Source organism: Mycobacterium syngnathidarum (assembly GCF_001942625.1).
GTDB classification, from domain to species: domain Bacteria; phylum Actinomycetota; class Actinomycetes; order Mycobacteriales; family Mycobacteriaceae; genus Mycobacterium; species Mycobacterium syngnathidarum.
In genome coordinates this window covers 429,133-452,191 of record NZ_MLCL01000062.1, presented here as the reverse complement: position 1 = coordinate 452,191, position 23,059 = coordinate 429,133, and the positions used below count along the sequence as shown (strand labels likewise).

Below are 23,059 nucleotides of genomic sequence, written 5' to 3'. Positions count from 1 at the left end.
GTACTCCTCGAGATGGTCGGTGACCAACCGCACCGCCCGGGCCTTGAACTCCTCGTCGTACTTCTTCGGCATGATGCGAACAACCTTCCCTCGAAAGAAGGTGTGCATCAAACCCGGGGTGGTTCAGAGCGAGCGGGAGTGGGCCGAGCGGGCGATCTGACACAGATGTGACACACAAGCCGCACCGGCCGGCGTGATCGGAGCGGGGAAAGCCCAGGTCAAGGCTCCAGGATGCGGGCCCGCGACCTGGGGCGATGCTCAAGCGCACTACTGAAAAGCGGAAGGTCGCCGGTTCGATCCCGGCCCTGGCCACTTAGAGAACCACCTGGTGACGGGTGGCTTTTCTCGTTTCTGGCACTCCTCCTGGTGCTGTCGATGTGACCCGGAGTGACACGCCGCGATCAGGTCGTCAGGCACTGGCACCGTGCGCATGCTGCTGCACGTTGCTCAGAATGTCGCCTCTGTGATCGGTACCGCCCGTCATGGGACAGTGTGGACAGGAAGAGGGGACGCACGCGTCCTGCCGATCACGGGCAGTATGTTCCCCGGACGACCCGCGCGCGGCGGGCGGGTCGCTGAGCGCCTTGGCCAGGCGGTCGTTGCCGCGGATGAACATCTCACTCATCCTTGTGATCAGTTTCTGGAAAGTCGCCGGTGGATTCCGAAAGCGCGATGGAGCATCGGTCATTTACTGTCGCGGTGCGTCATACGAATAGGCGTCGTGGGCGTGCGATCCGGTCGCCGCTGCTTGTTAGCGGCGACCGGATTTTCTATCGCCATCAACGGCGCGCGAAGTTTTGCCGCGAATGCAGCAACCAATAGGCATTAGCATCACCATGTGTTAGCTGAACCGACATCATCTCCCTTGCCGTGACGGCAGAACGACAGGCCGGCCGCGACGGTGACGCGCAGCGTGACGCCGAAGCCGGCGGGACGTCGCTCGACTTCACGGTGTTGGGAATCGGCGTGGAATTGGTTACTCAACAGTTCGCGGACTCGATCGATTGGTCGTTCTCGGCGTCGGAGCACAAGGTGCTGGTCTGGCGGACCGGGCGCGCGAACTCCAAGGAAGTGGAGTTCGAGGGTGGACGGGCCGGCCGTGTAATTCCGCGAGTGAGCAATGTCTGGGTGATTCCGGCTGAACAACGGTCAGCGGCGTTGGCAACACACGCAGAGTGCAGTTTTGCCCAGTTGACTTTGCCGATAGGAATCATCGGGCGCGACACGTTGAAACCCGCGGTGGGCGGTCAGGATCCCTTGCTGCACTACATGATCGAACGGATCGTCAGCGTGGACGGCCGAGGCGATGTCGCGGCGCGGCTGCTGCAGGAGACACTTGCCGAGGGATTGCGTCTGCATGTGCGCGACCGTTACGGCAGTGGTGCTCCGCAGAGGCCCAGGATGGGTCGGGAACTGAGCCGGTCCGAGCAGCGGCAACTGGTGGAGTTCATCCGCGACGGCCTCGGTTCCGAGATCGACCTGCCCACGCTGGCCGGACTCGTCGGGATGAAGCTCGACGTGTTTCGTCAGGCGTTCGGCAAGGCGTTTCACATGACGCCGTACCAGTTCGTGTTGGATCAGCGGATCGCCGAGGCCAAGATGCTGCTGGAGTCTGCGCCCATATCGATCACCGAGATCGGAAGTCTCGTCGGCTTTTCCACACCGAGTCACTTCGCGACAACCTTCAAGAACCGAGTCGGTGTGACTCCGACCGCCTACCGCGCAGCCATGTGGCCGAAGGCGGAGAGGTTCGACAACTGACGTGTTTGCGCCGCCGGATGTTGGGCCTCAACCTTTGGCGGATCCGGTGAGGGGTTCTTCTGAGACCGCAAGACATTTGACGGTGCGGACACCCTCACCCCAGGTTTGCGCGGTGGGGCGGAGAGCTTCGATGTCGACGTTTGGGGCGTCTTCCGCGGCGTATGCCGCGTACTCGCTGTTGCAGCGTTCGACGAACTTCTCAGCGGCAGCGTCGCCGGGATACTGGTCGCCGGGGACGGTGAACACCGCGAACACCTCGACTTTGTGCGGCTGGTCGCACGAGAGGACGTCGCTCTCGTAGAAGCTTCCGTCGGGCTCTGCGGCGAAACATGTCCCGGCGGCGGGAACGAAATGGTCGGCATCGCTCGGCAGCAAGGTCAGCGCCACAACGGCGATGATGCCGACGACGATCCACAGCCCCGACAGGATCAAGCCGACGATGGCGAGGCCACGACCACCGAACCGGCCGGTTCTGGTTTTGCTGAGCGCCACGAGCCCGCAGATGATGCCGATCACCGCGCCGCCGATGATGCCGAAGATCAGTGCGGCGATCGCCCAGCCCGTAGTCGGCCGTGGCAATTGTGTCGGGGTTCGCGGCGGTGGTGCAGTGGAGTGCTCTGTCATGGTTGTGCCTCTCGTCAGGCCGGTTGGTCGGTGACCAGCAGCGCGTGCCCGCTGGCCCGCCATCCGGCTTCGAAGGTGTCGAGCGGGACTTGTTCTCCTGCACCGGCTTCGGTGCCGCTGTCGGACAGGTAGGCGATCTGTTGGTCGCTGTCGATCGCGGCGACGACGACGGCGTGGTCTTCCTCGGTGTGGTCGCCGTCCTGGCCCCAGATGGTTTCCGCGTTCACCGCGGCGATCGTTTTGCGGCCTACGCCGAGGTATTGCTGTAGCGCGTCGAGGCCGGTGGGGATTCCGCCGGCGGCGGCGATGTCGTCGTTGGTGACGGTGGCTGCGATGTCGAAGTGTTTGAGCAGGCGAAGCTGATCTTCGGGGGCGGTGGCGTTGTCGGTGGTGTCGTCCCCTGGTTGGGGTGGTAGGTAGATGGGCCCGCGCCGTTCTTGGCCGGCCAGCTCGATCATGTTCTGTTCGGTCGGGGCATCTCCGCTGACCATGCCTACGACGGTGGCCACGGCCAGCAGACCGCAGTCGCTGTAGGACTGCTCCACCCAGTATCTCGATGCGTCGTCCGGGTCGCCGTACACCGGACCGGCCGCACGTGGCGTGGGCAGGCCAGCAGGCGCCTGTGCTGACACCGCCTGGGTTTGGGCTCTGTCGCTGGTGGCGTCCTCTGTGCCGCAGCCGGCGACCGCCGTGCCCAACAGCAGCAGCACTGCGGCGGCACCGGTCCGCATCGGCTGGCGACTCCTCATGATGAAGCTCCTTGTGACGTTGTGAATCTCAATCGGTTTCGGCGAGCTCGTTGGCGATCTCCACCCGGTACCCCACGATCACCGACGCGATCAGCGCCGCCGCGATCACGGTCTCGGCGATGAAGAACGACACGAAGTCGATCACTGAGCCGATCGGTGGGTTGCCGGGGACCGCGTTGCGCAGCGGGATCAGCGCGAAGAGGATGGCTGCCATCATCGAGCAGCCAGGAAAGATCAGGCCCCTGCGCCAGCGCAGAATGTAGTAGCTCGCGGTGACCGTCGCGGCCGCCAGGCCCAGCATCAGCACCATGACAAACACGGCGAACACCAGGGTCGGCGTGGAGCGGGTCGACGTCAGGTCGATGCTCACCTCGTCGGATTGATCCGCTACCGATGGTGCGACAGCGGGCGTGTTACGGAAGAACGGATCGGCGCTCGAGATTGTCACCGCGACGGGTATAGATGCCCCGTCGGCGGTCGCCCCGAACGTCATCAGCGAGTGGTACCGGTCGAACGGGTAGTCGGTGACGGTTCCGTTCACCGCGAACGTGCGCGGGGTGTCGGTTCCTGTCTGCCCCTCTCGCACGGTGATTGGATCTCCCAGGGCGGAGGTGGTGAGCACGATGTCGCGGGCAAAGCTCCCGTCGGAGTCGGCCAGTGCCCCGATTGGTTCGATGTCGACAATCTCGACCGACATGGTCTGGCGGGTGGTGTCGATCTGATTGATCCAGACCTGGACGTTGACGCGATCGGCGGCATCCACGGCACCGGATTCCGTGGAGTAGTTCGCATTTCGATGCACCAGGTAGACGCTCAGACTGCCGGTGATCGACAGCAGTAGGGCGATTCCGCCGACGAGGGCACCGCGCGCGCCCAGCCGCTTGATCGCGGCCCGATGCGCCGTCACATCTGACCGAGGGCATTGACCTCGGTGACACTCACCCAAAAGCCCTCGTTGGTCCGGTTGTTGGTGAATCGGGTGCCGTCGCTGAATGCCTCGACCGCCCAGCCGTTGGTGATGTAGGTCTGGTTGTAGGCGATGGCGTGCATCGGATCGGCGACACCGAGATCGGCGGCCAGGTAGGTGAAGGTTCCGTCCTGGACCAGGGTCACCGAGTTCGCGGGCGCACCGTCGGCAGTCTGGGGCGGATTCACGAACTGCACAGTGCAGTTCACCGCGTCTCCGTGGACGCCACACATCGTTCGTCCCGACTCGGTCCGGATATACGTGACGCCGTTCGAGCCGACAGGCAGGATCTCCTCAGCCGCAGCAACGTTCGGAGAACCGAGCATGACACCGATGGTGATCAGGATGCCGGCCCAGACCCGTCCGCCAAACTTCATCGCACTCCTTCGTTCTTGGCTGCGAATGATCCGACTCGACTACCGCCGGTGGGCAAGAGCCGGTGGCGCTCGGAGCGGGTTCGACAGCTCCGTACCCCCCGACCGGAGCTGTCGCACCCGAGCGCTGCCGGCGCATGCATCGACTAGTTCGGTACGTCGGAGTTCCAGAGGTACCAGTGCACCGTGTCGCCGCGGTCATCACCGATCCGGCAGTACCAATACGGGTAGACGGTGTCGTTGATCTGCAGGTGCACGTTCGGCCCGTCCTCGCGGCACTCGGCTTCGGTGTTGTAGTACTCCTCGACGCCGTCGTAGCCAACCACGAGGATGTCGTCGGCATGCGCGACGCCGGTCACGTTGGCCAGCCCCCCGCCCAGCGCCAGTGCACCGGCGACAACAATCCTCTTCAGCACGGGAATCTCCTAGAGTCGCGGCCGGGGCGGGCATCCCGGCGCACCAAAGCGGACCGTATACAGCGAACGTCGGGTTCGCTTTCTGAAAGACCGCGACTTTCGCAAAAGTGGACGCACCACTGTGGCCACGAATTCGGATTTTGAAAAGTGCCGACCGCTAATTCGAAAGCCGTTGGGGGATAGTCCGGATAAACTGCCGCGACCATGACTGCTTCGACGTGCTCACGGTTATTTGCGGCCCTTGCCGCCCTGATGCTGTTCGGGTTCGGCACCACGGCGTGTGCCAGCTCGAACACTCCTTCCGGAGCCTCCTCGACGACTTCCCACCGGGCAAGTACGACGATCAAGCCGAGCACCGGCAAGACTGTGTACATCCCGGCGATTCCATCGGGCACCCCCAGGCCTACCACGCCTATGATCCCCAACCCCAATGGCGACGGGACCTGGGTGCCGTGTGAGGGCAGCATCTGTACGAACCCCAACAACGGTGCCGGCGATGACGGCGGCTACTGGATTCCCAACCCCAACGGCGACGGCACCTACGTGCCGTGCGAGGGCAGCATCTGTACGAACCCGAATCATGGTGCCGGTGATGACGGCGATACGCCGTGTGAGGGGAGCATCTGTACGAACCCGAATCATGGTGCTGGTGATGACGGCGATACGCCGTGTGAGGGGAGCATTTGCACGAACCCCAACAACGGTGCCGGCGATGACGGCGATACGCCGTGCGAGGGGAGCATCTGCACGAACCCGAATCACGGTGCTGGTGATGACACCGGGCCTCCGGAGCCTGGGAACACCGACTTCACCGACGAGGGTTAAACAAACTTGGCCCGAACTCCAGTGCGCGGCGGATGTCCGGACAAAGCCTAGATCTGCCAATCGTTGGAGCCGTCGTACCGGGAGTATGTGCCGGTCGAGTTCTGAACGATGATGGGATCGCCGGCGTTGAAGTTGTCGAAGAACCATCGGGCGTTTGCCGGGCTGATGTTGATGCAGCCGTGACTGACATTGCGCTTGCCCTGATCAGCGACCGACCACGGTGCGCTGTGCACGAAGTCGCCGCTGTCATCGAACCGGACGGCCAGATCGACGGTCAGCTTGTATCCGTTCGGCGAATTGACCGGAACACCGTAGGTCGACGAATCCATCACCACCGAGGGCATCTTCTCTTGCACGTAGAACGTGCCGTTCGGAGTCTGGTGACCGCCCGATGCCATACCCATCGACATCGGGATGGTTTTCACCACAGTGCCGTTGCGGGTCACGGTCATCTGGTGGGTGGTGTCGTTGGCGGTGGCCACCAGCTCGTCCCCGATGTTGAAGTTGGACATCGTGCCGCCGGCATCGACGGTGACCGTGGTGTGTGCCGGCCAGAAGCTCAACGGACGCCAACGCAGTTGCGTCGGGGTGATCCAGTAGAACTTGCCGGGAACTTCCGGGACCGACGAGATGTGAATCGAGTTCTCGGTGGCACCGGCATCGTCGACCGGGCCGGGGAAGTTGACGATGATCGGTTGGGCCACACCGACGGTCGCGCCGTCGCCGGGGACCAGCCTGGGCGGCTCGAACGGCGCCGGATCTGCCTGCGCGGCACCGGCACCCAACACGAACGCACAGCCCACCATCGAAGCGGCTGCAGCTGCCCGCAATGCGCCGAAAAGCCTGCCCGTCGTCCAGTCACTCATCCCACCATCGTGTCATGCGGCTCAGCCATCTCCGGTAATCCGGCCACCACCGGCGTCGCCGAGTAGCCGTCCCCGAGTGCGCATCCCGTTTGTGACGGCACACCTCGCCGGCGGCGGCGACTGCCGCCGGGTCGAAGCCAGGCGGTACCGGTCCACCCGCCACCAATGCCCGCACCAAAGCTTGCTGCCGTTGCGCCAAGGTTTCGGTCATACCCACACCTCTCGTGCTCCGGTGGTGATCGGCGCGGCTCCCGCGGCGGCGGCGACCGCGTCCAACTCGTCGAAAAGCTCTGCGGCAGGCGGGAACCGGCCGTCGCGCTCCAACATGAACGGGGTGTCCACCCGCTCGCGCAGCGCGGTGACCAGGTCGAGCACCTCCGGCGGTGTCCGATCGGTGTGGGTGTCGTGATAGAAATCCGCCCCCTCTCGCCCACCCGCGACGTGGCTGTAGGCCACCTGCCCCACCGGCAGACGCGCCAACTCCCGCAGCGGATCCCGTCCGCGGTTACGCGCATTGGCGTAGACGTTGGCCACGTCGAGAACCAGTAACACCCCGGTGCGTTCCACCAACTCGGTGAGGAACTCCGACTCGGTGAGATCTGATTCCGGCCACTCGACGAAGGAGGCGATGTTCTCCAGGGCCAGCGGCACCGGGAGTTCCTGTCGGGTGCGGTTGATGTTGGCGGTGAGCACGTCGAGGGCCTCGCGGGTGCGCGGCACCGGAAGCAGGTGTCCGGCCTCGATGCCGCCGGCCCGGACGAAGGCGATGTGCTCACTGACCACCGGAGCGCACAGAGCCTGTGCGCAGGCAGTCAGGCGGCGTACTCGCCTGGGCTGCACGGGTTCTGTGCCGCCCAGCGAGAGCGCAACGCCGTGCGGTATCACCGGGATACCGCGCGCGACGAGGTCGGCCAGAGCCGGCTCTGGCCGGGCTCGACGGCGGCGGATCGGGATCGACTCGGCGATCACCTCGCAGAACCCGGGTCGCAGATCGGCGATCACCCCGGTGATCTCACGTCGCCAGCCGATACCCACATCGCCGAGGGCCGGCACGGTACGGGCTGTCGTGTTCATCCGCCGCATCCTCCGCACCCGCCACAGCCTCCGCAGCCCCCGCACCCGCCGCCACCGTCGCCCCCGCAGGAGGCGCCGCAGCCGCCGTCAGCACCGCCCGAGGAGGATCCGGCCAGCTGCACCGACGTCGAGTAGTCGGCGTCGATGGCCCACAGTGCGCCGGTACCGAACAGGGCCACCGACAGTGCCACCGCCGCGGGACCATAGGTGTCGAAGGCGGGTTTCTTGGCCGGCTCCAGATATGCCATTTCCCGCTGCCGGGAGGCGAGCAGACGACGGCCGGCGCGGGTCAGGCGATTCACCCCGAGTAGGTGCGGAAGCACCAGCGTTCCGTACAGCACCGTGGCGACTGCCACCGAGACGAACGTCACCGCGTGGATCGGATGGTCGGACAGCGTTGTCACCAGATAGATGCCGTAGCCGACACCGAACGCCATCACCACGATCGAGGGTGCGCTGCCCCAGCGCATGCGGGCGCGTTCGGCACCGGTTCGCACCAGGCCGCGCCGGCTCAGCTCCTCTTCGAGCGCCGCGAGCTCGTCACCGGATTCAGCGTACAGGCCCGGCACGGTGTGCTCCGGGTCGGCCGCGACGCGTTCGAGTACCCGCCCGATGAAGGGGTCGGTCTCCGGGCCGCTTACCTCCCGGTCCACCCGCCCGTTCGCGGTGACCCGTCCACTGGCCCGCAGGCTGGCCAGCGAGGTCACTACGGAGGCGATGTCCGATCGCAGGAACGCCAGCTCGGTCATGCTGATCGGTTCGGTGATCGCCGGACGCCGCGGAGTCGTGGCGATCCGCCAGACCACCGCGAAGACGATCGTCGTCGCCAATGCGGCCAGATATCCGTAGCCCATTGCGGTTATCGCCTCGGCGTACCGGTCAAGCAGGTTCTCGATCGACATCACATCACCTCCTGGTGTTCGGTTGTGCATCACCTTGCTCGTGTCAAAGCCCCTTACCGGTCCCAACTTTCAGGCGACAGCGTTGTCGCGCGGCCCCGCTGAACCAGCAAGCGTGCACGCCGGGGGGGCAGAAGGCGGTGAGGAGTTGGTGGCGGTTGTCTGAGGAAAATTCGTGCCTAGGCCCGGGGGGGTGTCGAACCGCTGGCCCGTCGCCACATTCGCCAGATCGGTAACATCGACCCCACTGGTAACGACATTCACAGGTGTCGCAGCTGTTGGGGGGTGAGATGCGTAACTGGCTGAGGGTTCTCGTGTTGGTCCTGGCGTGTGTGCTCACCCTGACCGTCAGTCCGGTCACCGCACACGCCGTCCCGCCCGTGGCCGGCAAGGATTTCACCAAGCCCGCCATCGTCATCCTCGGCTACGGCCTGAAGCCCGACGGCTCGATGCGCGCCATCCTGTATCACCGCACCCTCACCGGCCTCGCGATCGCGCAGGCGTTCCCGCAGGCTCCGGTCATCGTCACCGGTGGAAACCCGCGAAACGGTCAGACCGAGGCCGCACAGATGCGCAATCTTCTTGTCATGCTTGGCCTTCCGCCCAGCCGGATCATCGTCGAGGACCGGGCCAACAGCACGGTGCAGAACGCGCAGTTCTCGGTGCCGCTGGCGAAGAAGGCGGGCGCCACCGGCATCATCGTGGTGACTTCCTCGACGCATCAGGGCCGCGCCGACAAGAACTTCGCCGACGCCGGTGGCACCGTGCTGGCCACGGTGAGCTTCCCTGACGGCAATCCGTCGGTGAACACCGCCCAGTTCGTACGTGATGTGCTGAGCCCGCTGACGCCGATCGGCTGATTGCCGGCGCTACGCTGGACATATGCACCGGATGGTCCTCGGTCTCTGCGCATTGGCGGTGGTGTTCGCGCCGTCGGCCAGTGCTGAGCCGGCGGCCCTGGATCCGACCGGGAACCGTTCCGGAGGGCCGGTGCCCACTGTGAACGGGGTTCCGTGTGTGGGTGGCAACCTGGGTGTCTGCCTGAGCTTCAAGCAGAACCGGCCGCCGGCGGCCAGTCCGGGCGCTCGATCGGTCGTCGGACACAGCCCCACCGTGCGGCGTTGATCGGCATTACCATGACTGCCCGAGATGAACAGTCCCACGACGTCGGTTGAGGCCGACAAGAGCACGTTCCGCTCGCGTCTGCTCGCCGCCATGATCGAATCGATCGTCGAGGACGGCTATCAGAACACCACTGTTGCCGACATCGTGCGTCGGGCCAAGACATCGCGCCGCACCTTCTACGAGCACTTCGCCAGCCGTGAAGAGTGCTTCGTCGCTCTGCTCACCAGCATCAACGCCAAACATGTGCGGTCGATCGCGGTAGCTGTAGACCAGGAGGTGCCTTGGCAGACGCAGGTGCGCCAGGCGGTCGAAGCGTGGATCGCCTCCTATGAGGCCCACCCGGCATTGATGCTGGCCTGGATTCGCGATCTGCCGACGCTGGGTAATGCGGCGCGTGCGCTGCAGCGCGAATCGATGGAGAAGTTCATCGCCATGGTCCAGACCATGGCCAATACCGAAGCGTTCCGCTCGGCCGGAATATCGATCTCGCGGCGCCGCATCATCATGATGATCGGTGGGTTGCGTGAGCTGACTGCGATGACCGTGGAAAGCGGTGGTCAGGTAGGCGAGATCACCGAGGACGCGGTACTGGCGTGCACCGCCATGCTGACGCCGGTCAGCTGACAGCGGGCCCATCCCGAGTAATCTCGCCGCATGGCAACCAGCGATTCCCGTGAAGTAGTCATCGAGGCGACCCCGCAGGAGATCCTCGACGTTGTGGCCGATGTGGAGGCGACGCCCAGCTGGTCGCCGCAGTACCAGCGCGCCGAGATCCTGGAGAGTTACGACGACGGCCGGCCGAAGCAGGTCAAGATGACCGTCAAGGCTGCCGGGCTGACCGACGAGCAGGTGATCGAATACACCTGGGGCGAGAACAAGGTCAGCTGGACGCTGGTGAGCGCCGGTCAGCTCAAGGCCCAGGACGCCAGCTACACCTTGACTCCCGACGGCGACAAGACCAAGGTCCGGTTCGACATCACGATCGACCTGTCGGTACCGCTGCCCGGTTTCATCCTGAAGCGAACCATGAAGGGCGGTGTGGAAACCGCGACGGAAGGCCTGCGCAAGCAGGTTCTCAAGGTCAAGAAGGGCTGAGCGCCCGCGGCGCGTCCGCGATCGGGTCAGCCGGGTTGGTTGCTCTGCACGTCGAAGACGAAATGCTGACCCTCGTCGAGGGTCCCGTCCAGTCGCCTGCGCCGATACAGCAGGTCGACCTTGCCGAACCGCACGCTCACCGTTTCGGTGTACGGCTGGACCTCCAAACCGTTCTGGCTGACGGCCGTGATGGTCACGTCGGAGAGCTTGACCGTCAGGTAGTCCTGGTTCTCGCCGGCCCTGCGGTGGCTGATCGTCGCCTGCGGCAGATGCCGTCCGGTAGCGCAGGCCAGGAGCAAGGCGGGTGTTGCGCTGTCGATGGTGTGGACGAACAGCAGATCCTGGAACGTGGGCTTGCCCGCGCCCCCGCCGCCGCCTGCCACCACCGACTCGGCCTGGGTGACAGCCCAGGAGAACGACACCACGTCGATCTCGTCGGGATGCCTGGCATCGACAGATTCACCTTTGATGTCACCGATTTTCGCGAAGATTTCTGTGGACATCTGATGTCTCCCTGTGCGGCCGGCGTTTTCACCTTCCATTCCATCCAGGTGGGGCGACCGCGAATAGAGTAGTGGCCTACTCGATTCCGGCCCGGACTAGCTTGAGTTCGCGTCAGAGGCGGATTGCGCCAACTCGGTCAGCAACGGCGGGATGTCCATGCGGCCCAGCATCACCTCGACGAGCACCATGCGATCGGGCGTGGCCGCCGCGATGGTGAGCGCGTCATCGAGTTCGCCGTAGGTGCTGGCCCGGAAGGTCAGCGCATCGGGTACGCCGAGTGCGGCGGGCAGCTCGGTCCAGCGCCAGCCGGTGATGTCGTTGTATTCGGCTGTGACGCCGTGGATCGCGCGTTCGACGGTGTAGCCGTCGTTGTTGACCACCACCACGACGGGGGCCAGCCCCTCGCGGCCGAACGTGCCCAACTCCTGGATGGTCAACTGGGCGGCGCCGTCACCGATCAGCAGCACCGTGCGTCGGCCCCGGTCGGCCAGCCCGGCCCCGAGCGCCGCGGGCAGCGTGTAGCCGATCGAACCCCACAGCGGTTGGCCGATGAACGTCACCCCGGAGGCCAGTCGGTGTCCGGCCATTCCGTAGAACGACGTGCCCTGATCGGCGAGTACCACGTTGCCCGGGGTCAATGCCTCAGCGAGCCTGTCCCACAGGGTTTCCTGAGTCAGCGCCACGTCAGGTGCGGGTGGCTCGGTCGTGGTCCGGGCTGGCAAGGGCGGCAACGCCGGTGAGGTTATGCCGCGTCCGGTGAGGATCGTGGTGATGGCCTCGAGCGCGGCCGACATGTCCAGTGGGGCATAGACCTGCCCGGCCACCACACTCTGGTTCACGCCGATGTCGATGGTGCGCGCCGGGTCGATGCGTTGGCTGAAGAATCCGCTGACCATGTCGGTGAACAGCACACCCGCGGTGACCAGGACCGGGGCTTCCTCGATCGCCTTGCGCACCGAAACCTCGCTGGCCGCACCGGCATAGATGCCCAGATAGTTGGGCGAGCTCTCATCGACCAGGCTCTTGCCCCACATCAAGGTGGCGTGCCCTACGGTGTCGGCCCCCAGCAGTGCACCGAGTTCGTCGACGCAGCCCATCCGGTGCACCAGGAAATCGGCGAGCACCGTCAGTCGGTGATCACCGATCAGTTCGGCGGCAGCCGCGGTGAACATCGACAGGGCGCGCGGACTCGTCCCGCCGGTGTAGCGGGGCAGCGGTGCGGCGGGAGGTTCGGTGGGGAAGCGGGCTACGTCGGTGGCGATCAACAGATAGCCGGGACGCTTCTGCTCACGCACTTCCGAGAGCACGCGGTCGATCTCCCGGGTCGCCGTGGCGGGCGCCAGATTGGCTTGGGCACAGGTGATTTCCCGGCTGATCCGCAGGAAGTGCTCGAAGTCGCCGTCGCCGAGCGTGTGGTGCACGATGCGCCGAGCGCCCTGGGAATCCTTGGACGGCGCGCCGACGATGTGGACCACCGGCACGTGCTCGGCGTAGCTGCCCGCGACTGCGTTCGCCGCCGACAACTCGCCGACCCCGAACGTGGTGACCAACGCGGCCATACCTCGCAGCCGGCCGTAGCCGTCGGCCGCATAGCCGGCGTTGAGTTCGTTGGCGCCGCCCACCCAGCGAAGCGTCGGGTGAGCCAGGATGTGGTCGAGGAATTCCAGCTGATAATCGCCGGGCACGCCGAAGACCTCGGTCACGCCGAGTTCGGCGAGGCGGTCCAGCAGATAGTCACCGACGGTGTAGAGGTTTTCAGCCATCCCTTAGTGTGCCTCGCATGACCAACACCGGACCGCTCGCCGGAGTGCGAGTTATCGAACTCGGCGGCATCGGCCCCGGGCCACACGCCGCGATGATGCTGTCGGACCTGGGCGCCGACGTGGTGCGGGTGCGCCGGCCGGGTGGCCTGACCATGCCCGCCGAGAATGTCGACCTGCTGCACCGCGGCAAGCGCATCGTCGACCTCGATGTGAAGAGCGAACCGGGCAAGCTGCTGGACCTGGTCGCCAAAGCCGATGTGCTGCTGGACTGTTTCCGGCCGGGAACCTGTGAGCGACTCGGCATCGGTCCGGCGGACTGCGAGGCCGTCAACCCGCGGCTGATCTTTGCCCGGATCACCGGCTGGGGGCAGGACGGACCGCTGGCGAGCACCGCCGGCCACGACATCAACTATCTGTCACAGACCGGTGCACTCTCGGCGATCGGTTACCGTGACCGCCCGCCGGTGGCCCCGCTGAACCTGGTCGCCGATTTCGGCGGTGGGTCGATGCTCGTCGTCATGGGCATTGTCACTGCGCTCTACGAGCGGGAGCGCTCCGGCAAGGGCCAGGTCGTCGATGCCGCGATGGTCGACGGGGTCAGCATGCTGTCGCAGATGATGTGGACCATGCGGGCCACCGGTTCGTTGCGTGACGAACGTGAATCATTCTTGCTCGACGGGGGCGCCCCCTATTACCGGACGTATGAGACTGCCGACGGCGGCCATATGGCGGTCGGGTCGATCGAGCCGCAGTTCTTCGCGCAGTTGGTGGCCGGTCTGGGCCTGGATGCCGACGAGATCCCCGGCCAGTTCGAGCTGACCCGGTACGACGAGATGCGGGCCATCTTCACCGAGCGGTTCGCCACCAAGACCCGCGACGAGTGGACCGCGATTTTCGCGGGCACCGACGCCTGCGTGACACCGGTGCTCACCTGGGGTGAGGCCGCCGAGAGCGAGCATCTGCTGGACCGGTCGACGCTGATCACCGTCGACGGTGTCGCACAGGCCGCCCCGGCGCCGCGGTTCTCCCGAACCTCGCCAGGCATGCCGGGCCAGCCCCCGCAGTCGAGCACCGATATCGCCGACGTCGGCTGGGAGTGATACTCGCCGAGCCTGAGCTCGTGTGCGAGATTTTCGACATTCTTCGCACACAAGCTCAGGTTCGAATACTGAGTGGCCAGGCACTTAGAGACTTTGGTCCCTGGCCATCGGGGCGCGCAGCGGCCACGATGAAGGTGTGACTTCTTCGAACGCACCCGTAGTAGTCGGGATCGACGGCAGTGACGGCGCGCTGGACGCGGCTCGGTGGGCCGGCGCGGTCGCGGCGCGCTTCGGCGCACCGCTGCGCATCGTGCACGCACTGCCCGCCGTCGGTCGCAATCTGACTCAGACGGCGGCCGCATTCACCGCAGCGATGATGTCCTATCAGCGCGATATGGCCGAGGCGTTCCTCAAGGCCGCGGACGAGGCTGTGCGTGCCGAGAATCCCGAGCTCTCGGTGTCCACCGTCTCGTTCAACGAGCCGGCCGACCAGGTGTTGATCGACGCCGGCGCCGACGCGCGTCTGGTCGTCCTCGGGGGAAAGAAGGTCAGCCCGGCCGCGGCATTGCTGCTCGGGTCGACGGCGCTGTCGGTGGCCACCCGGGCGGCGTGCCCGGTGGTTGCCTTCCGCGGAGACAAGGTGGCGCCGGGCGACGGCAGTGTCGTCGTCGGGGTGGACGACAGTCCGGCCGCGCAGGCCGCATTGGAGTCGGCATTCGAATACGCCGGTCAGTTCGGGCTCGCCGTCAACGCCGTGCGCTCATTGTCGCTGGCCGCACCAGCCGAGACCGGTGTCACCATCCCACTGCTTATCGATTGGGACGGCGTCGAGTCCGCGGAGCTGGCCGGCCTCACCGAGACCGTCGACGTCCACCACAAACGGCACCCGGGCGTCGACGCCAAATGTTTCGTCGAGCCGGACTCGCCCGGCAAGGCGCTGCTGAAGCATGTCGCCGGCTCGGGGCTCGTGGTGGTCGGATCCAGGGGCCGCAACGCGTTGGCCGGCGTCCTGCTGGGTTCGACCAGCCTGAACCTGCTGCACCACAGTCCGGTGCCGGTGATGATCTGCCGGGCCGCGCGAGAAGGAGAATCGCATGAGTGAGCATGACGTCCGGCACGGCATCGTGGTCGGCGTTGACGGGTCACCCTCGTCGGACGCCGCGGTGGCCTGGGCGGCTCACACCGCGGTATTGCGGGGTGTCGGGCTCACGCTGGTGTATGCACTGCCGGGCGCCGCATCACCGGTCTGGTTGGATGTCGCACTGCCCCAAGACTATTGGGATTATCAGGAACAGCACGGTCAGGAGATTCTCGATGCCGCGCGCGGTGTCGCGGTCAAGGCCATTGCCGGCCAGCAGGAACCACGGATCATCGCGAAAGCAGTACCCGGGCACGCGGTGGGCACCCTGATCGAGTACTCCAGGCAGGCCGACCTGGTCGTCGTCGGCTCTCGCGGCCTGAGCAAGTGGAGTCGCCGGCTGCTCGGATCGGTGAGCTCGAGCCTGGCCGCTCATGCCCACGGCCCTGTCGCGGTGATCCCCGAAACCGAACCGCCGAACGGGCCCGTGGTGGTCGGGGTCGATGGGTCGCGTGCCTCCGAACTCGCCACGGAGATCGCCTTCGACGAGGCGTCGCGTCGCGGAGTGGAACTCGTGGTGGTGCACACCTGGACAGATCTGAACTTCGAATTCCCCGACGTGCGGTGGGAGGACCTGAGCGCTGAGGCCGAGCGCGCGCTTGCCGAGCAGTTGGCCGGCTGGTGTGAGCGGTATCCCGACGTTGCGGTCCGCCGCGTGGTCATGCCTGACAAGCCCGCACGGCAGCTGCTGGCGCAGGCTGAGACCGCGCAGCTGGTGGTGGTCGGCAATCGCGGACGCGGGGGGTTCACCGGGTTGCTGCTCGGATCGGTCAGCTCGGCAGTGGTCAATTCGTCCACCGCACCGGTGATCGTGGCCAGGCAAACCAGCTGATCATCGGGGTCTGGTTGCTGCCGGACCGGCTCGCATCGCAGAATCACCGCCGCGGGCGGCGCGCTTCGCTAGATTCGGAGGTGTGGCCGTGCAGGCATCACGTGAGGCGGTTTTCGACGCCACACCGGAGGCGATCATGGAGGTGCTCGCCGACGTCGACGCGCTGCCGTCCTGGTCGGCGTTGCATCGGCGGGTCAAGGTCATCGACCGCTATCCCGACGGCAAGCCCCACCACGTCAAGGCGACGATGCGCCTGCTCGGAATCACGGACAAGGAAATACTCGAATTCCACTGGGGCGACCATTGGATGGTCTGGGACGCCGAGCCCAACCTGCAGCAGCGCGGTCAGCACGTTGAATACAACCTGACACCTGAGGTGGACAAGACGCGCGTGCGGTTCGACGTCATCGTCGACCTCGCGATGCCGATCCCGGAGTTCCTGATCCGGCGCGCGAGGGCGCTGGTCCTCGACGTCGCCATCGATCGCTTGCGGCGGCGTGTCATGAGTCATTCACGACGCCGGTGAGCGTTGCCAGGACGTAGCCGGTGGCTGTCCAGCAATTCGACGGCCACAGTGCGCTAGTAGTCCGTGGGAATCCGGTTGCGCACGTCGTGGGCGACTGCGGCGGCCTGAGCTGGATCCCTTACCCCGCACAAGTCGACTGTGACGACGATATTGGCCTTGGCGGTCAGGGCCTGGGCGCAGTCCGGCACTGAGCTCGACAGCGCGGAATCAGTCACCGACACAATGCCTTCCTGCACTGTCCGTGCGCCGAGGGTGCGCAGTTGAGCCTCCCCGTCGCGGTTTACCGCGGCTGTCCTATCCGTGCAGTAACCCCAGTGCTCCTGTACCGCGGCCATGAAGTTCTGGGCCGCTGCGGGGTCGGGGAAGATCATCGCCCGCTGCGCCAACCGCACCCGGCCGGACGCCCCGTCGCCGGTGATCTCGCGTTCCCGGGTTGCCGCGACACCTGTGGGGTAGGGCGGCAGCGCCGACGGAGGGGCGGATGGATCTGCTTCGGATACACAACCTTTCGATGAAGCGGGGTTGTCGTCGGCGGGTGCGGTGTCGCTGGTGGTGTCGGGTCCGGTGGTGCTGAGCTGGCCCACGCCCACCAGGGACTGGGCCGTCTCGGGACCGATGAGGATCGGTTCGAGGTCAGGCTTCTGGTAGGTGCGCACCACCTCGGGGCATTGCCAGAAGTCATCGACTGTGGTCCCCGGCGCCACGGGCGTCGAATCCACCACCGCGGTGACGCGGTGTGTCGAATCGGGAGTCACGGTGATGGCGTATCCCTGCTCTCGTGACCACCTGGCTGGCACCAGCACGTAGCGGCCTGCGTGCGCCTCCAGGACGCGAAGGCATTGGTAACGGTAAACGGGTGCGGCCGGCGGCCCCTGGCTGGGCAGCACTGTCATCTTCACCAGATTGTCTGGAATGTTCAGCGCCTCAGTGGTATCGAGTTGCACCGCCGTGTACTCACCGTCGGCAGGCCAAAGCTTGCTTGCGGCATCCTGCCCGCTGCGCTTGCCTTGGGCGACGGCGTACAGATCGGTGACCCAGAACAACGCCACCACCAGGCCCGCAGCCGCCAGTGCGAGCAGGACCCGCTCGGCCGCCTTCGGTAACCGGCCCACGCCGGTGACAGTCAGCGCCCAGTAGCCGACGGCCAGCAGGGCGATTCCGGCGGCGACCGTCACCGCCATGTACATGTCGGTGGGATTGTGGATTACCGATTGAATCAGGCTGTGATCGGATACCAGCCACACCACGGCGACGGTCAAACCCACCGCGCCCAGGCCGACCACCGCCCATGCGACGCTGCGCAGCAATGTGATTCGTCGGCCGGTGGTGGCCGCGTGTCGAAAAGCCACGGCCAACACCACCAGGATGGCGAGAACGATCAGCACCCGCAACGACGCGAAGAAGAACGTTCCGATGGTGGTGACGACATAGTCGGCCGACGTGTAGCCCACGGTCGCCGGATCGACGCCGAAATAGTGCAACCGGTTACGGATCGCGAGGAGGCCGAAGAAGTAGCACAGGCCGGTGATCAGCGATGTCGGTGCGACCACCAGGGCCGCCAGGCTCAGCCACCGCTCGGCCGATTGGGTGAGTGACTTCGTCTCGTCGGTCACGCCGGGGGTGCCTGCGTGGTAGGCGGATCCGATGTCACCGGAACGTTATCCGTCGTCGTGGTGGGCAACGTCGTGGTGGGCAACGGAAGCGTCGTGGTCGGCAACGGAAGCGTTGTTGTGGGCAACGGAAGCGTCGTGCTGGTGTAGCCGCCTGAGTTCCGGGTGGTCGTCGGGGCCTTGTACGTGGTCAGCGGTCCTGAGGTTGTCGTGGTGGACGGCAGGGTCAAGGTCCCACTCGACGGCGGCGGCGGTGGCGGCGGATCATTGTGGGTCTCCGCACTGCACGCCACCACCAGCACCGCAGACGTGACGACCGCCGTGAGTCCCCCAGCGCGCCCAAGCGTTCTAACTCCGAGGTTCATTTACCCCTCCCACCAGTATCTTTACGATGGTGGCAAATTTGGTGGGGTTCCGCGCGAGTATCGGACTACTCGAATTGGGGCCGGCTATGGCAGGGGCGGGGCATACCACTTGATCGCCCGCGGTGTGCCGGAACGGGGCAGCAAAGTGTCGCGATCTGCCGCCGATCCTTTACATGATGACAACGTGGGCACGCAGGCTTGGCTGGCAGCATGGCAGGCCACACGCCACTTCCGCCAAAGGGGTGAATGCCTTTGTCCCGCACGCTTTTCGACAACCACCCGCCGCTGGAAGTCGTTGAACCACAGGCGATACGCAATATCGCCGCCCGCCCGGCCATCCCGGTCTACCGCTCCCCGCGCAACCTGCCGCCCCCGGCCCTCGATGAGTGGAGTTGGCAGCTGCGCGGGCTGTGTCGGGACCATCCGGCAGAGGTGTTCTTCCCGGAGGAGGTTCGGGGCCGGCCGCTGCGCAGCCGGGAGAACGCGGCCAAAGCCATCTGCCTGGCATGCCCGGTGCTGGACCGGTGTCGCGCGCATGCCCTCTCCGCTCCCGAGCCCTACGGCATCTGGGGAGCGATGACGGCCAGGGAGCGCGCCATCGCGATGAGCGACGAAAGCTAGATTCGCAGCGCACCGAGGCGGCGGATCGCCTCCTCCATGGTGTCGTCTCGCTTACAGAAAGCGAAGCGCACCAAGTGGTTCCACAGATCGGCGTGCGGGGCCTCCGGATCGCAGAACGCTGACATCGGGATCGCGGCCACCCCGGCCTTCTGCGGCAGCTCGGCGCAGAACTGCGTGCTGTCCGAATAGCCCAGCGGCCGTGGGTCGGCGCACAGGAAGTACGTGCCGCGGCTGTCATGCACCTCGAACCCGATGTCGGCCAAAGCGTTGCCCAAACGATCGCGCCTGGCCTGGAAAGACTGGCGCAGTTGCGCCACCCAGCCGTCCTCGTGATCGAGCGCATGGGCAACCGCGGGTTGGAACGGGCTGCCGCCCACGTAAGTCAGGTATTGCTTGGCGGCACGCACCCCTGCGATCAGATCGGCAGGGCCACAGGCCCAGCCGATCTTCCAGCCGGTGACGTTGAACATCTTGGCTGCGCTCGAGATGGTCACGGTGCGTTCGGCCATGCCGGGGTATCCGGCCAGCGGCAGGTGCTCGACGTCGAACACCAGCTGCTCGTACACCTCGTCGGTGATCACCAGCAGATCGTGCTCGATGGCCAGTGCCGCGATGGCGCGCAACTCTGCATCGGAGGCCACCGCACCCGTCGGATTGTGCGGGGAGTTGAGCATCAGCGCGCGGGTCTTCGGGGTGACCGCCCGGCGCAAGCCTTCGACGTCGATCCCGAATCCGGCGCCGTCGGCGACCAGCGGCACGGCGGTACGTACGCAGCCGGCCATGGCGATCACGGGGGAGTACGAGTCGTAGAACGGCTCGATCACCAGTACCTCCGAGCCGGGCTCGACCAGGCCGAGCACCGACGCGGCGATGGCCTCGGTGGCGCCGACGGTCACCAGCACCTCGGTGTCGGGGTCGTAGTCGATGCCGTAGTGGCGTTTGCGCTGCCCGGCGATGGCGTGACGCAACTCGGCGATTCCGAGTCCGGGCGGGTACTGGTTGTGGCCGCTGGAGATCGAGTCGATGGCGATTTTGAGCATTTCGGCCGGGCCGTCCTCATCGGGAAAGCCCTGGCCGAGGTTGACCGCGCCCAGGCGGCTGGCCAGCGCCGACATCTCCGCGAAGATGGTGACGGCAAAGGGTTGCAGTCTCTGCACGGTCATGGTGCATCAGGCTAGTGCGGGAATGATTGCCGCACTCTCGGCGCTCTGATACGGCGTGACCTACAAACTGAACGCCGACGCCGCACTGCTGCAGCCGATCCAGGTTGGCGAGACCGCCGCTACCAACCGTCTGTTCATGGCACCGCTGACGCGTTCACGTGCCGACGCCGACGGCACTCCTTCACCGCTGGCCGCGCAGTACTACACGCAACGCGCCGGAGCGGGCCTGATCATCAGCGAGGCCACCGCTGTCGCCGAGACCGCCAACGGCGCCTACATGAACACCCCCGGCATCTACACCGACCGCCATCAGCACGGCTGGGCCGAGATCGCCGACTCGGTCCATGCGGCGGGCGGCAAGATGTTCGTTCAGCTGTGGCATGTCGGCCGGATGGCGCACCCTGACATCAGCGGGTTCGAACCCGTCGCGCCGTCGGCGATCGCGGCCGATGTGCTCACCCACACGCCCACGGGTAAGAAGCCGCTGCAGACGCCGCGCGCGCTCGAGACCGCCGAGATCCCGGTGATCGTCGAGCAGTTCCGGGCTGCCGCCCGCCGCGCGATCGATGCGGGCATGGACGGCGTGGAGATCCACGGTGCCAACGGCTACCTGCTGCACCAGTTCGCCTCCGATGTGGTCAACCAGCGCACCGACGCCTACGGCGGTTCGCCGGAGAATCGGGCCCGGCTGACAGCCGAGGTGGTCGAGGCCGTCGTCGACGAGATCGGTGCGGCCCGGGTCGGGCTGCGTATCTCACCCGGGAACACCGCCGGCGGTATGCAGGAGAACGACACGGTCAGTGCCTACGAGGCGTTGTTGGAGCGCATCGCTGGGCTCGGGCTGGCCTACCTGCACGTGCTGATCGACCCGGCCGAGCACACGTTCGGCGTCATCCGCGCGCTGTGGTCGGGCACGTTCGTCCTCAACACCGGCCGCAACTGCGGCACCGACTTCTCGCAGTTGGAGAGCTACGCCGAGTGGGGGGCGATCAGCGCGGCCGCGGTGGGGCGGGCGTTCCTGGCCAACCCTGACCTCATCGACCGGCTGATCCTGGGTGCTGAGCTCAACGAACCCGACATGGCGACCTTCTATGCGCCCGGCCCGGTCGGCTACACCGACTATCCGACGTTGATGGCGATCGAAGAGCCGCGCTCCGCCTGACGGCCCCCGCGTATGAAGCGCTGTGGTGAATTTCGGGCCTTGGTTTCCCGCCATGGCGCTTCATGCGCGGCGATGGATGGCACCTGCCGCACCGCGGGCACGGCCGCGCGGCGCTCGACCGGGTGCTGAAGCGAGTTTGATGCTGCGGTGAGGGTTGGAAAAGTGCGGGTGAAGTAGGCCCTTGCCGCAGAGTCGATCTGTGTGCAAGGAGATGCTGAGCACAGGCCCAACCAACGGGTTGGGCGAGGCTGCTACGCTGCCGTTCAGAGGACCGCCCACATTCGTCGGGCGGTTCCACAACCCAACCTGAACCAACGCCGATACGGCAGGGGAGCAGACATGTCCGAAGAAGCCTTCATCTACGAGGCGATCCGCACGCCGCGTGGCAAGCAGCGCGGTGGCGCACTCAACGAGATCAAGCCGGTCAACCTGGTTGTCGGCCTGATCGAGGAGATCCGCAGCCGTTACCCCGATCTGGATGAGACGCTGATCAGCGATGTCATCCTGGGTGTCGTCTCCCCGGTCGGCGACCAGGGCGGCGATATCGCCCGTACCGCCGGTCTGGTGGCCAAGCTGCCCGAGACCACCGGTGGTTTCCAGCTCAACCGCTTCTGCGCCTCGGGCCTTGAGGCCGTCAACCTGGCCGCTCAGAAGGTCCGCTCCGGCTGGGATGACCTGGTGCTCGCCGGTGGTGTCGAGTCGATGAGCCGCGTTCCGATGGGCTCCGACGGCGGCGCCTGGGCTTCTGACCCGGAGACCAACTACCGCATCGGCTTCGTCCCGCAGGGCATCGGCGCCGACCTGATCGCCACCATCGAGGGCTTCTCCCGCGAGGACGTCGACGCCTACGCCGCGCGGTCGCAGGAGCGTGCCGCGGCGGCCTGGTCCGGCGGCTACTTCGCCAAGTCCGTGATCCCGGTCCGCGACCAGAACGGCCTCGTGGTCCTCGATCATGACGAGCACATGCGTCCCGGTTCCACCGTGGAGAGCCTGGGCAAGCTCAAGACCGCCTTCGACGGCGTCGGCGCGATGGGCGGCTTCGACGATGTGGCGCTGCAGAAGTACCACTACGTCGAGAAGATCAACCACGTCCACACCGGCGGCAACAGCTCGGGCATCGTGGACGGCGCAGGCCTGCTGCTGATCGGTAGCGAAAGTGCGGGGAAAGCTCAGAATCTGACCCCGCGCGCCCGCATCGTGGCCACCGCCACCAGCGGCGCCGACCCGGTCATCATGCTCACCGGCCCCACCCCGGCCACCAAGAAGGTGCTGGACCGTGCCGGCCTGACCGTCGATGACATCGACCTGTTCGAGCTCAACGAGGCCTTCGCCTCCGTGGTCCTGAAGTTCCAGAAGGACCTCAACATCCCCGACGAGAAGCTCAACGTCAACGGCGGCGCCATCGCGATGGGCCACCCGCTGGGTGCCACCGGCGCCATGATCACCGGAACCATGGTCGACGAGCTCGAGCGCCGCGGCGCCAAGCGTGCCCTGGTCACGCTGTGCATCGGCGGCGGCATGGGCGTGGCCACCATCATCGAGCGCGTCTGAGCGCGGCCG

At 66.0% G+C, this 23,059-nt stretch carries 27 protein-coding genes; 14 read left to right on the top strand and 13 right to left on the bottom strand.

What is annotated here, in order from left to right; all coding sequences use genetic code 11:
- Positions 1-870: 870 nt before the first annotated feature.
- Positions 871-1,761 (top strand): helix-turn-helix transcriptional regulator, encoded by an 891-nt coding sequence (locus BKG60_RS17830; RefSeq protein WP_239252130.1) that lies wholly within the window; start codon positions 871-873, stop codon positions 1,759-1,761.
- 27 nt (positions 1,762-1,788) lie between these two features.
- On the opposite strand, the gene BKG60_RS17825 is transcribed toward BKG60_RS17830, so the two are convergent.
- The 5 genes from BKG60_RS17825 to BKG60_RS17805 form a co-directional block, all read right to left on the bottom strand.
- Positions 1,789-2,385, bottom strand: a complete 597-nt coding sequence (locus BKG60_RS17825) for a DUF4190 domain-containing protein (protein WP_165617870.1) — start codon at positions 2,383-2,385, stop codon at positions 1,789-1,791.
- Positions 2,386-2,399: 14 nt separating this feature from the next.
- Complete coding sequence (locus tag BKG60_RS17820; RefSeq protein WP_131823455.1) at positions 2,400-3,134, bottom strand: cysteine peptidase family C39 domain-containing protein; 735 nt, start codon at positions 3,132-3,134, stop codon at positions 2,400-2,402.
- 28 nt (positions 3,135-3,162) lie between these two features.
- Positions 3,163-4,041, bottom strand: a complete 879-nt coding sequence (locus tag BKG60_RS17815; protein ID WP_239252132.1) for a DUF4436 family protein — start codon at positions 4,039-4,041, stop codon at positions 3,163-3,165.
- Complete coding sequence (locus BKG60_RS17810; RefSeq protein WP_070947178.1) at positions 4,038-4,478, bottom strand: hypothetical protein; 441 nt, start codon at positions 4,476-4,478, stop codon at positions 4,038-4,040. Before BKG60_RS17810 ends, BKG60_RS17815 begins: the two co-directional genes overlap by 4 nt.
- A gap of 143 nt (positions 4,479-4,621) precedes the next feature.
- The gene (locus BKG60_RS17805; RefSeq protein ID WP_070947179.1) at positions 4,622-4,891 is read right to left on the bottom strand and encodes a hypothetical protein; all 270 of its coding nucleotides are present in this window, start codon (positions 4,889-4,891) and stop codon (positions 4,622-4,624) included.
- 204 nt (positions 4,892-5,095) lie between these two features.
- Here BKG60_RS17805 and BKG60_RS32530 point away from each other — a divergent pair, with 204 nt between their 5' ends.
- Positions 5,096-5,716 carry a hypothetical protein gene (locus BKG60_RS32530; protein ID WP_239252134.1) on the top strand — a complete coding sequence of 207 codons (621 nt, stop codon included), beginning with the start codon at positions 5,096-5,098 and terminating at the stop codon, positions 5,714-5,716.
- 47 nt (positions 5,717-5,763) lie between these two features.
- On the opposite strand, the gene BKG60_RS17795 is transcribed toward BKG60_RS32530, so the two are convergent.
- Genes BKG60_RS17795 through BKG60_RS17780 form a run of 4 tightly spaced genes read right to left on the bottom strand, consistent with a single transcriptional unit; the run spans position 5,764 to position 8,558 of the window.
- Complete coding sequence (locus BKG60_RS17795; protein ID WP_070947181.1) at positions 5,764-6,582, bottom strand: L,D-transpeptidase; 819 nt, start codon at positions 6,580-6,582, stop codon at positions 5,764-5,766.
- Positions 6,575-6,793: an SCO6045 C-terminal-like domain-containing protein gene (locus BKG60_RS31995; protein ID WP_075909797.1), complete on the bottom strand. Its 219-nt coding sequence runs from the start codon at positions 6,791-6,793 to the stop codon at positions 6,575-6,577. The genes BKG60_RS17795 and BKG60_RS31995 overlap by 8 nt, the downstream gene beginning before the upstream one ends.
- Positions 6,790-7,665 (bottom strand): MbnB/TglH/ChrH family RiPP precursor modification enzyme, encoded by an 876-nt coding sequence (locus BKG60_RS17785; protein WP_070947182.1) that lies wholly within the window; start codon positions 7,663-7,665, stop codon positions 6,790-6,792. The genes BKG60_RS31995 and BKG60_RS17785 overlap by 4 nt, the downstream gene beginning before the upstream one ends.
- A complete protein-coding gene (locus BKG60_RS17780) occupies positions 7,653-8,558 on the bottom strand; it encodes a TIGR04222 domain-containing membrane protein (protein WP_070947195.1) in 906 nt (301 codons plus the stop codon). The genes BKG60_RS17785 and BKG60_RS17780 overlap by 13 nt, the downstream gene beginning before the upstream one ends.
- A gap of 263 nt (positions 8,559-8,821) precedes the next feature.
- On the opposite strand from BKG60_RS17780, the gene BKG60_RS17775 reads away from it, so the two are divergent.
- Genes BKG60_RS17775 through BKG60_RS17760 form a run of 4 tightly spaced genes read left to right on the top strand, consistent with a single transcriptional unit; the run spans position 8,822 to position 10,775 of the window.
- Positions 8,822-9,415, top strand: coding sequence for a YdcF family protein (locus BKG60_RS17775; RefSeq protein WP_374243093.1), 594 nt, complete (start codon positions 8,822-8,824; stop codon positions 9,413-9,415).
- A 22-nt stretch (positions 9,416-9,437) separates the two neighbouring features.
- A complete protein-coding gene (locus BKG60_RS17770) occupies positions 9,438-9,680 on the top strand; it encodes a hypothetical protein (protein WP_083339447.1) in 243 nt (80 codons plus the stop codon).
- Between the two features lie 24 nt (positions 9,681-9,704).
- The gene (locus BKG60_RS17765) at positions 9,705-10,304 is read left to right on the top strand and encodes a TetR/AcrR family transcriptional regulator (protein ID WP_070947183.1); all 600 of its coding nucleotides are present in this window, start codon (positions 9,705-9,707) and stop codon (positions 10,302-10,304) included.
- A 30-nt stretch (positions 10,305-10,334) separates the two neighbouring features.
- Complete coding sequence (locus BKG60_RS17760) at positions 10,335-10,775, top strand: SRPBCC family protein (protein WP_039325007.1); 441 nt, start codon at positions 10,335-10,337, stop codon at positions 10,773-10,775.
- Between the two features lie 26 nt (positions 10,776-10,801).
- Here BKG60_RS17760 and BKG60_RS17755 read toward each other — a convergent pair whose 3' ends face one another.
- Together BKG60_RS17755 and BKG60_RS17750 are read right to left on the bottom strand one after the other, a co-directional pair.
- A complete protein-coding gene (locus BKG60_RS17755) occupies positions 10,802-11,278 on the bottom strand; it encodes an Hcp family type VI secretion system effector (protein ID WP_070947184.1) in 477 nt (158 codons plus the stop codon).
- A 96-nt stretch (positions 11,279-11,374) separates the two neighbouring features.
- Positions 11,375-13,042 (bottom strand): alpha-keto acid decarboxylase family protein, encoded by a 1,668-nt coding sequence (locus tag BKG60_RS17750; protein ID WP_070947185.1) that lies wholly within the window; start codon positions 13,040-13,042, stop codon positions 11,375-11,377.
- A 17-nt stretch (positions 13,043-13,059) separates the two neighbouring features.
- Here BKG60_RS17750 and BKG60_RS17745 point away from each other — a divergent pair, with 17 nt between their 5' ends.
- The 4 genes from BKG60_RS17745 (at position 13,060) to BKG60_RS17730 (ending at position 16,578) form a co-directional block, all read left to right on the top strand.
- Complete coding sequence (locus BKG60_RS17745) at positions 13,060-14,142, top strand: CaiB/BaiF CoA transferase family protein (protein ID WP_070947186.1); 1,083 nt, start codon at positions 13,060-13,062, stop codon at positions 14,140-14,142.
- A gap of 136 nt (positions 14,143-14,278) precedes the next feature.
- Positions 14,279-15,184: a universal stress protein gene (locus tag BKG60_RS17740; protein WP_070947187.1), complete on the top strand. Its 906-nt coding sequence runs from the start codon at positions 14,279-14,281 to the stop codon at positions 15,182-15,184.
- The gene (locus tag BKG60_RS17735) at positions 15,177-16,052 is read left to right on the top strand and encodes a universal stress protein (protein ID WP_070947188.1); all 876 of its coding nucleotides are present in this window, start codon (positions 15,177-15,179) and stop codon (positions 16,050-16,052) included. Before BKG60_RS17740 ends, BKG60_RS17735 begins: the two co-directional genes overlap by 8 nt.
- Before the next feature lie 82 nt (positions 16,053-16,134).
- Positions 16,135-16,578 (top strand): SRPBCC family protein, encoded by a 444-nt coding sequence (locus BKG60_RS17730; RefSeq protein WP_070947189.1) that lies wholly within the window; start codon positions 16,135-16,137, stop codon positions 16,576-16,578.
- Between the two features lie 53 nt (positions 16,579-16,631).
- Here the strand turns inward: BKG60_RS17730 and BKG60_RS17725 are convergent, their stop codons facing one another.
- A complete protein-coding gene (locus BKG60_RS17725; protein ID WP_070947190.1) occupies positions 16,632-18,191 on the bottom strand; it encodes a sensor domain-containing protein in 1,560 nt (519 codons plus the stop codon).
- A gap of 15 nt (positions 18,192-18,206) precedes the next feature.
- Here BKG60_RS17725 and BKG60_RS32705 point away from each other — a divergent pair, with 15 nt between their 5' ends.
- Entirely contained in the window at positions 18,207-18,338 is a 132-nt protein-coding gene (locus BKG60_RS32705) for a hypothetical protein (RefSeq protein ID WP_255740232.1), read from the top strand.
- A gap of 467 nt (positions 18,339-18,805) precedes the next feature.
- Positions 18,806-19,174: a WhiB family transcriptional regulator gene (locus BKG60_RS17720; protein ID WP_239252136.1), complete on the top strand. Its 369-nt coding sequence runs from the start codon at positions 18,806-18,808 to the stop codon at positions 19,172-19,174.
- On the opposite strand, the gene BKG60_RS17715 is transcribed toward BKG60_RS17720, so the two are convergent.
- Positions 19,171-20,337 (bottom strand): pyridoxal phosphate-dependent aminotransferase, encoded by a 1,167-nt coding sequence (locus BKG60_RS17715; protein ID WP_070947191.1) that lies wholly within the window; start codon positions 20,335-20,337, stop codon positions 19,171-19,173. The two genes, BKG60_RS17720 and BKG60_RS17715, sit on opposite strands and share 4 nt — an antisense overlap.
- Before the next feature lie 55 nt (positions 20,338-20,392).
- Between BKG60_RS17715 and BKG60_RS17710 the strand changes: the two genes are divergently transcribed.
- Both BKG60_RS17710 and BKG60_RS17705 read left to right on the top strand, forming a co-directional pair.
- A complete protein-coding gene (locus BKG60_RS17710) occupies positions 20,393-21,499 on the top strand; it encodes an alkene reductase (protein ID WP_070944727.1) in 1,107 nt (368 codons plus the stop codon).
- A gap of 339 nt (positions 21,500-21,838) precedes the next feature.
- On the top strand, positions 21,839-23,050 hold the full coding sequence (locus BKG60_RS17705) for an acetyl-CoA C-acetyltransferase (RefSeq protein ID WP_070944728.1): 1,212 nt from the start codon (positions 21,839-21,841) through the stop codon (positions 23,048-23,050).
- Positions 23,051-23,059: the final 9 nt, after the last annotated feature.

Excerpts from the sequence above, each read along its gene's own strand:
- BKG60_RS17795 (WP_070947181.1), bottom strand. The coding sequence starts at position 6,582 with ATGAGTGACTGGACGACGGGCAGGCTTTTCGGCGCATTGCGGGCAGCT.
- BKG60_RS17820 (WP_131823455.1), bottom strand. The coding sequence starts at position 3,134 with ATGAGGAGTCGCCAGCCGATGCGGACCGGTGCCGCCGCAGTGCTGCTG.
- BKG60_RS17765 (WP_070947183.1), top strand. The coding sequence starts at position 9,705 with ATGAACAGTCCCACGACGTCGGTTGAGGCCGACAAGAGCACGTTCCGC.
- BKG60_RS17785 (WP_070947182.1), bottom strand. The coding sequence starts at position 7,665 with ATGCGGCGGATGAACACGACAGCCCGTACCGTGCCGGCCCTCGGCGAT.
- BKG60_RS17735 (WP_070947188.1), top strand. The coding sequence starts at position 15,177 with ATGAGTGAGCATGACGTCCGGCACGGCATCGTGGTCGGCGTTGACGGG.
- BKG60_RS32530 (WP_239252134.1), top strand. The coding sequence starts at position 5,096 with ATGACTGCTTCGACGTGCTCACGGTTATTTGCGGCCCTTGCCGCCCTG.
- BKG60_RS17705 (WP_070944728.1), top strand. The coding sequence starts at position 21,839 with ATGTCCGAAGAAGCCTTCATCTACGAGGCGATCCGCACGCCGCGTGGC.
- BKG60_RS17810 (WP_070947178.1), bottom strand. The coding sequence starts at position 4,478 with ATGAAGTTTGGCGGACGGGTCTGGGCCGGCATCCTGATCACCATCGGT.
- BKG60_RS17770 (WP_083339447.1), top strand. The coding sequence starts at position 9,438 with ATGCACCGGATGGTCCTCGGTCTCTGCGCATTGGCGGTGGTGTTCGCG.
- BKG60_RS17715 (WP_070947191.1), bottom strand. The coding sequence starts at position 20,337 with ATGACCGTGCAGAGACTGCAACCCTTTGCCGTCACCATCTTCGCGGAG.
- BKG60_RS17745 (WP_070947186.1), top strand. The coding sequence starts at position 13,060 with ATGACCAACACCGGACCGCTCGCCGGAGTGCGAGTTATCGAACTCGGC.
- BKG60_RS17780 (WP_070947195.1), bottom strand. The coding sequence starts at position 8,558 with ATGTCGATCGAGAACCTGCTTGACCGGTACGCCGAGGCGATAACCGCA.
- BKG60_RS17760 (WP_039325007.1), top strand. The coding sequence starts at position 10,335 with ATGGCAACCAGCGATTCCCGTGAAGTAGTCATCGAGGCGACCCCGCAG.
- BKG60_RS17755 (WP_070947184.1), bottom strand. The coding sequence starts at position 11,278 with ATGTCCACAGAAATCTTCGCGAAAATCGGTGACATCAAAGGTGAATCT.
- BKG60_RS17750 (WP_070947185.1), bottom strand. The coding sequence starts at position 13,042 with ATGGCTGAAAACCTCTACACCGTCGGTGACTATCTGCTGGACCGCCTC.
- BKG60_RS17825 (WP_165617870.1), bottom strand. The coding sequence starts at position 2,385 with ATGACAGAGCACTCCACTGCACCACCGCCGCGAACCCCGACACAATTG.
- BKG60_RS31995 (WP_075909797.1), bottom strand. The coding sequence starts at position 6,793 with ATGACCGAAACCTTGGCGCAACGGCAGCAAGCTTTGGTGCGGGCATTG.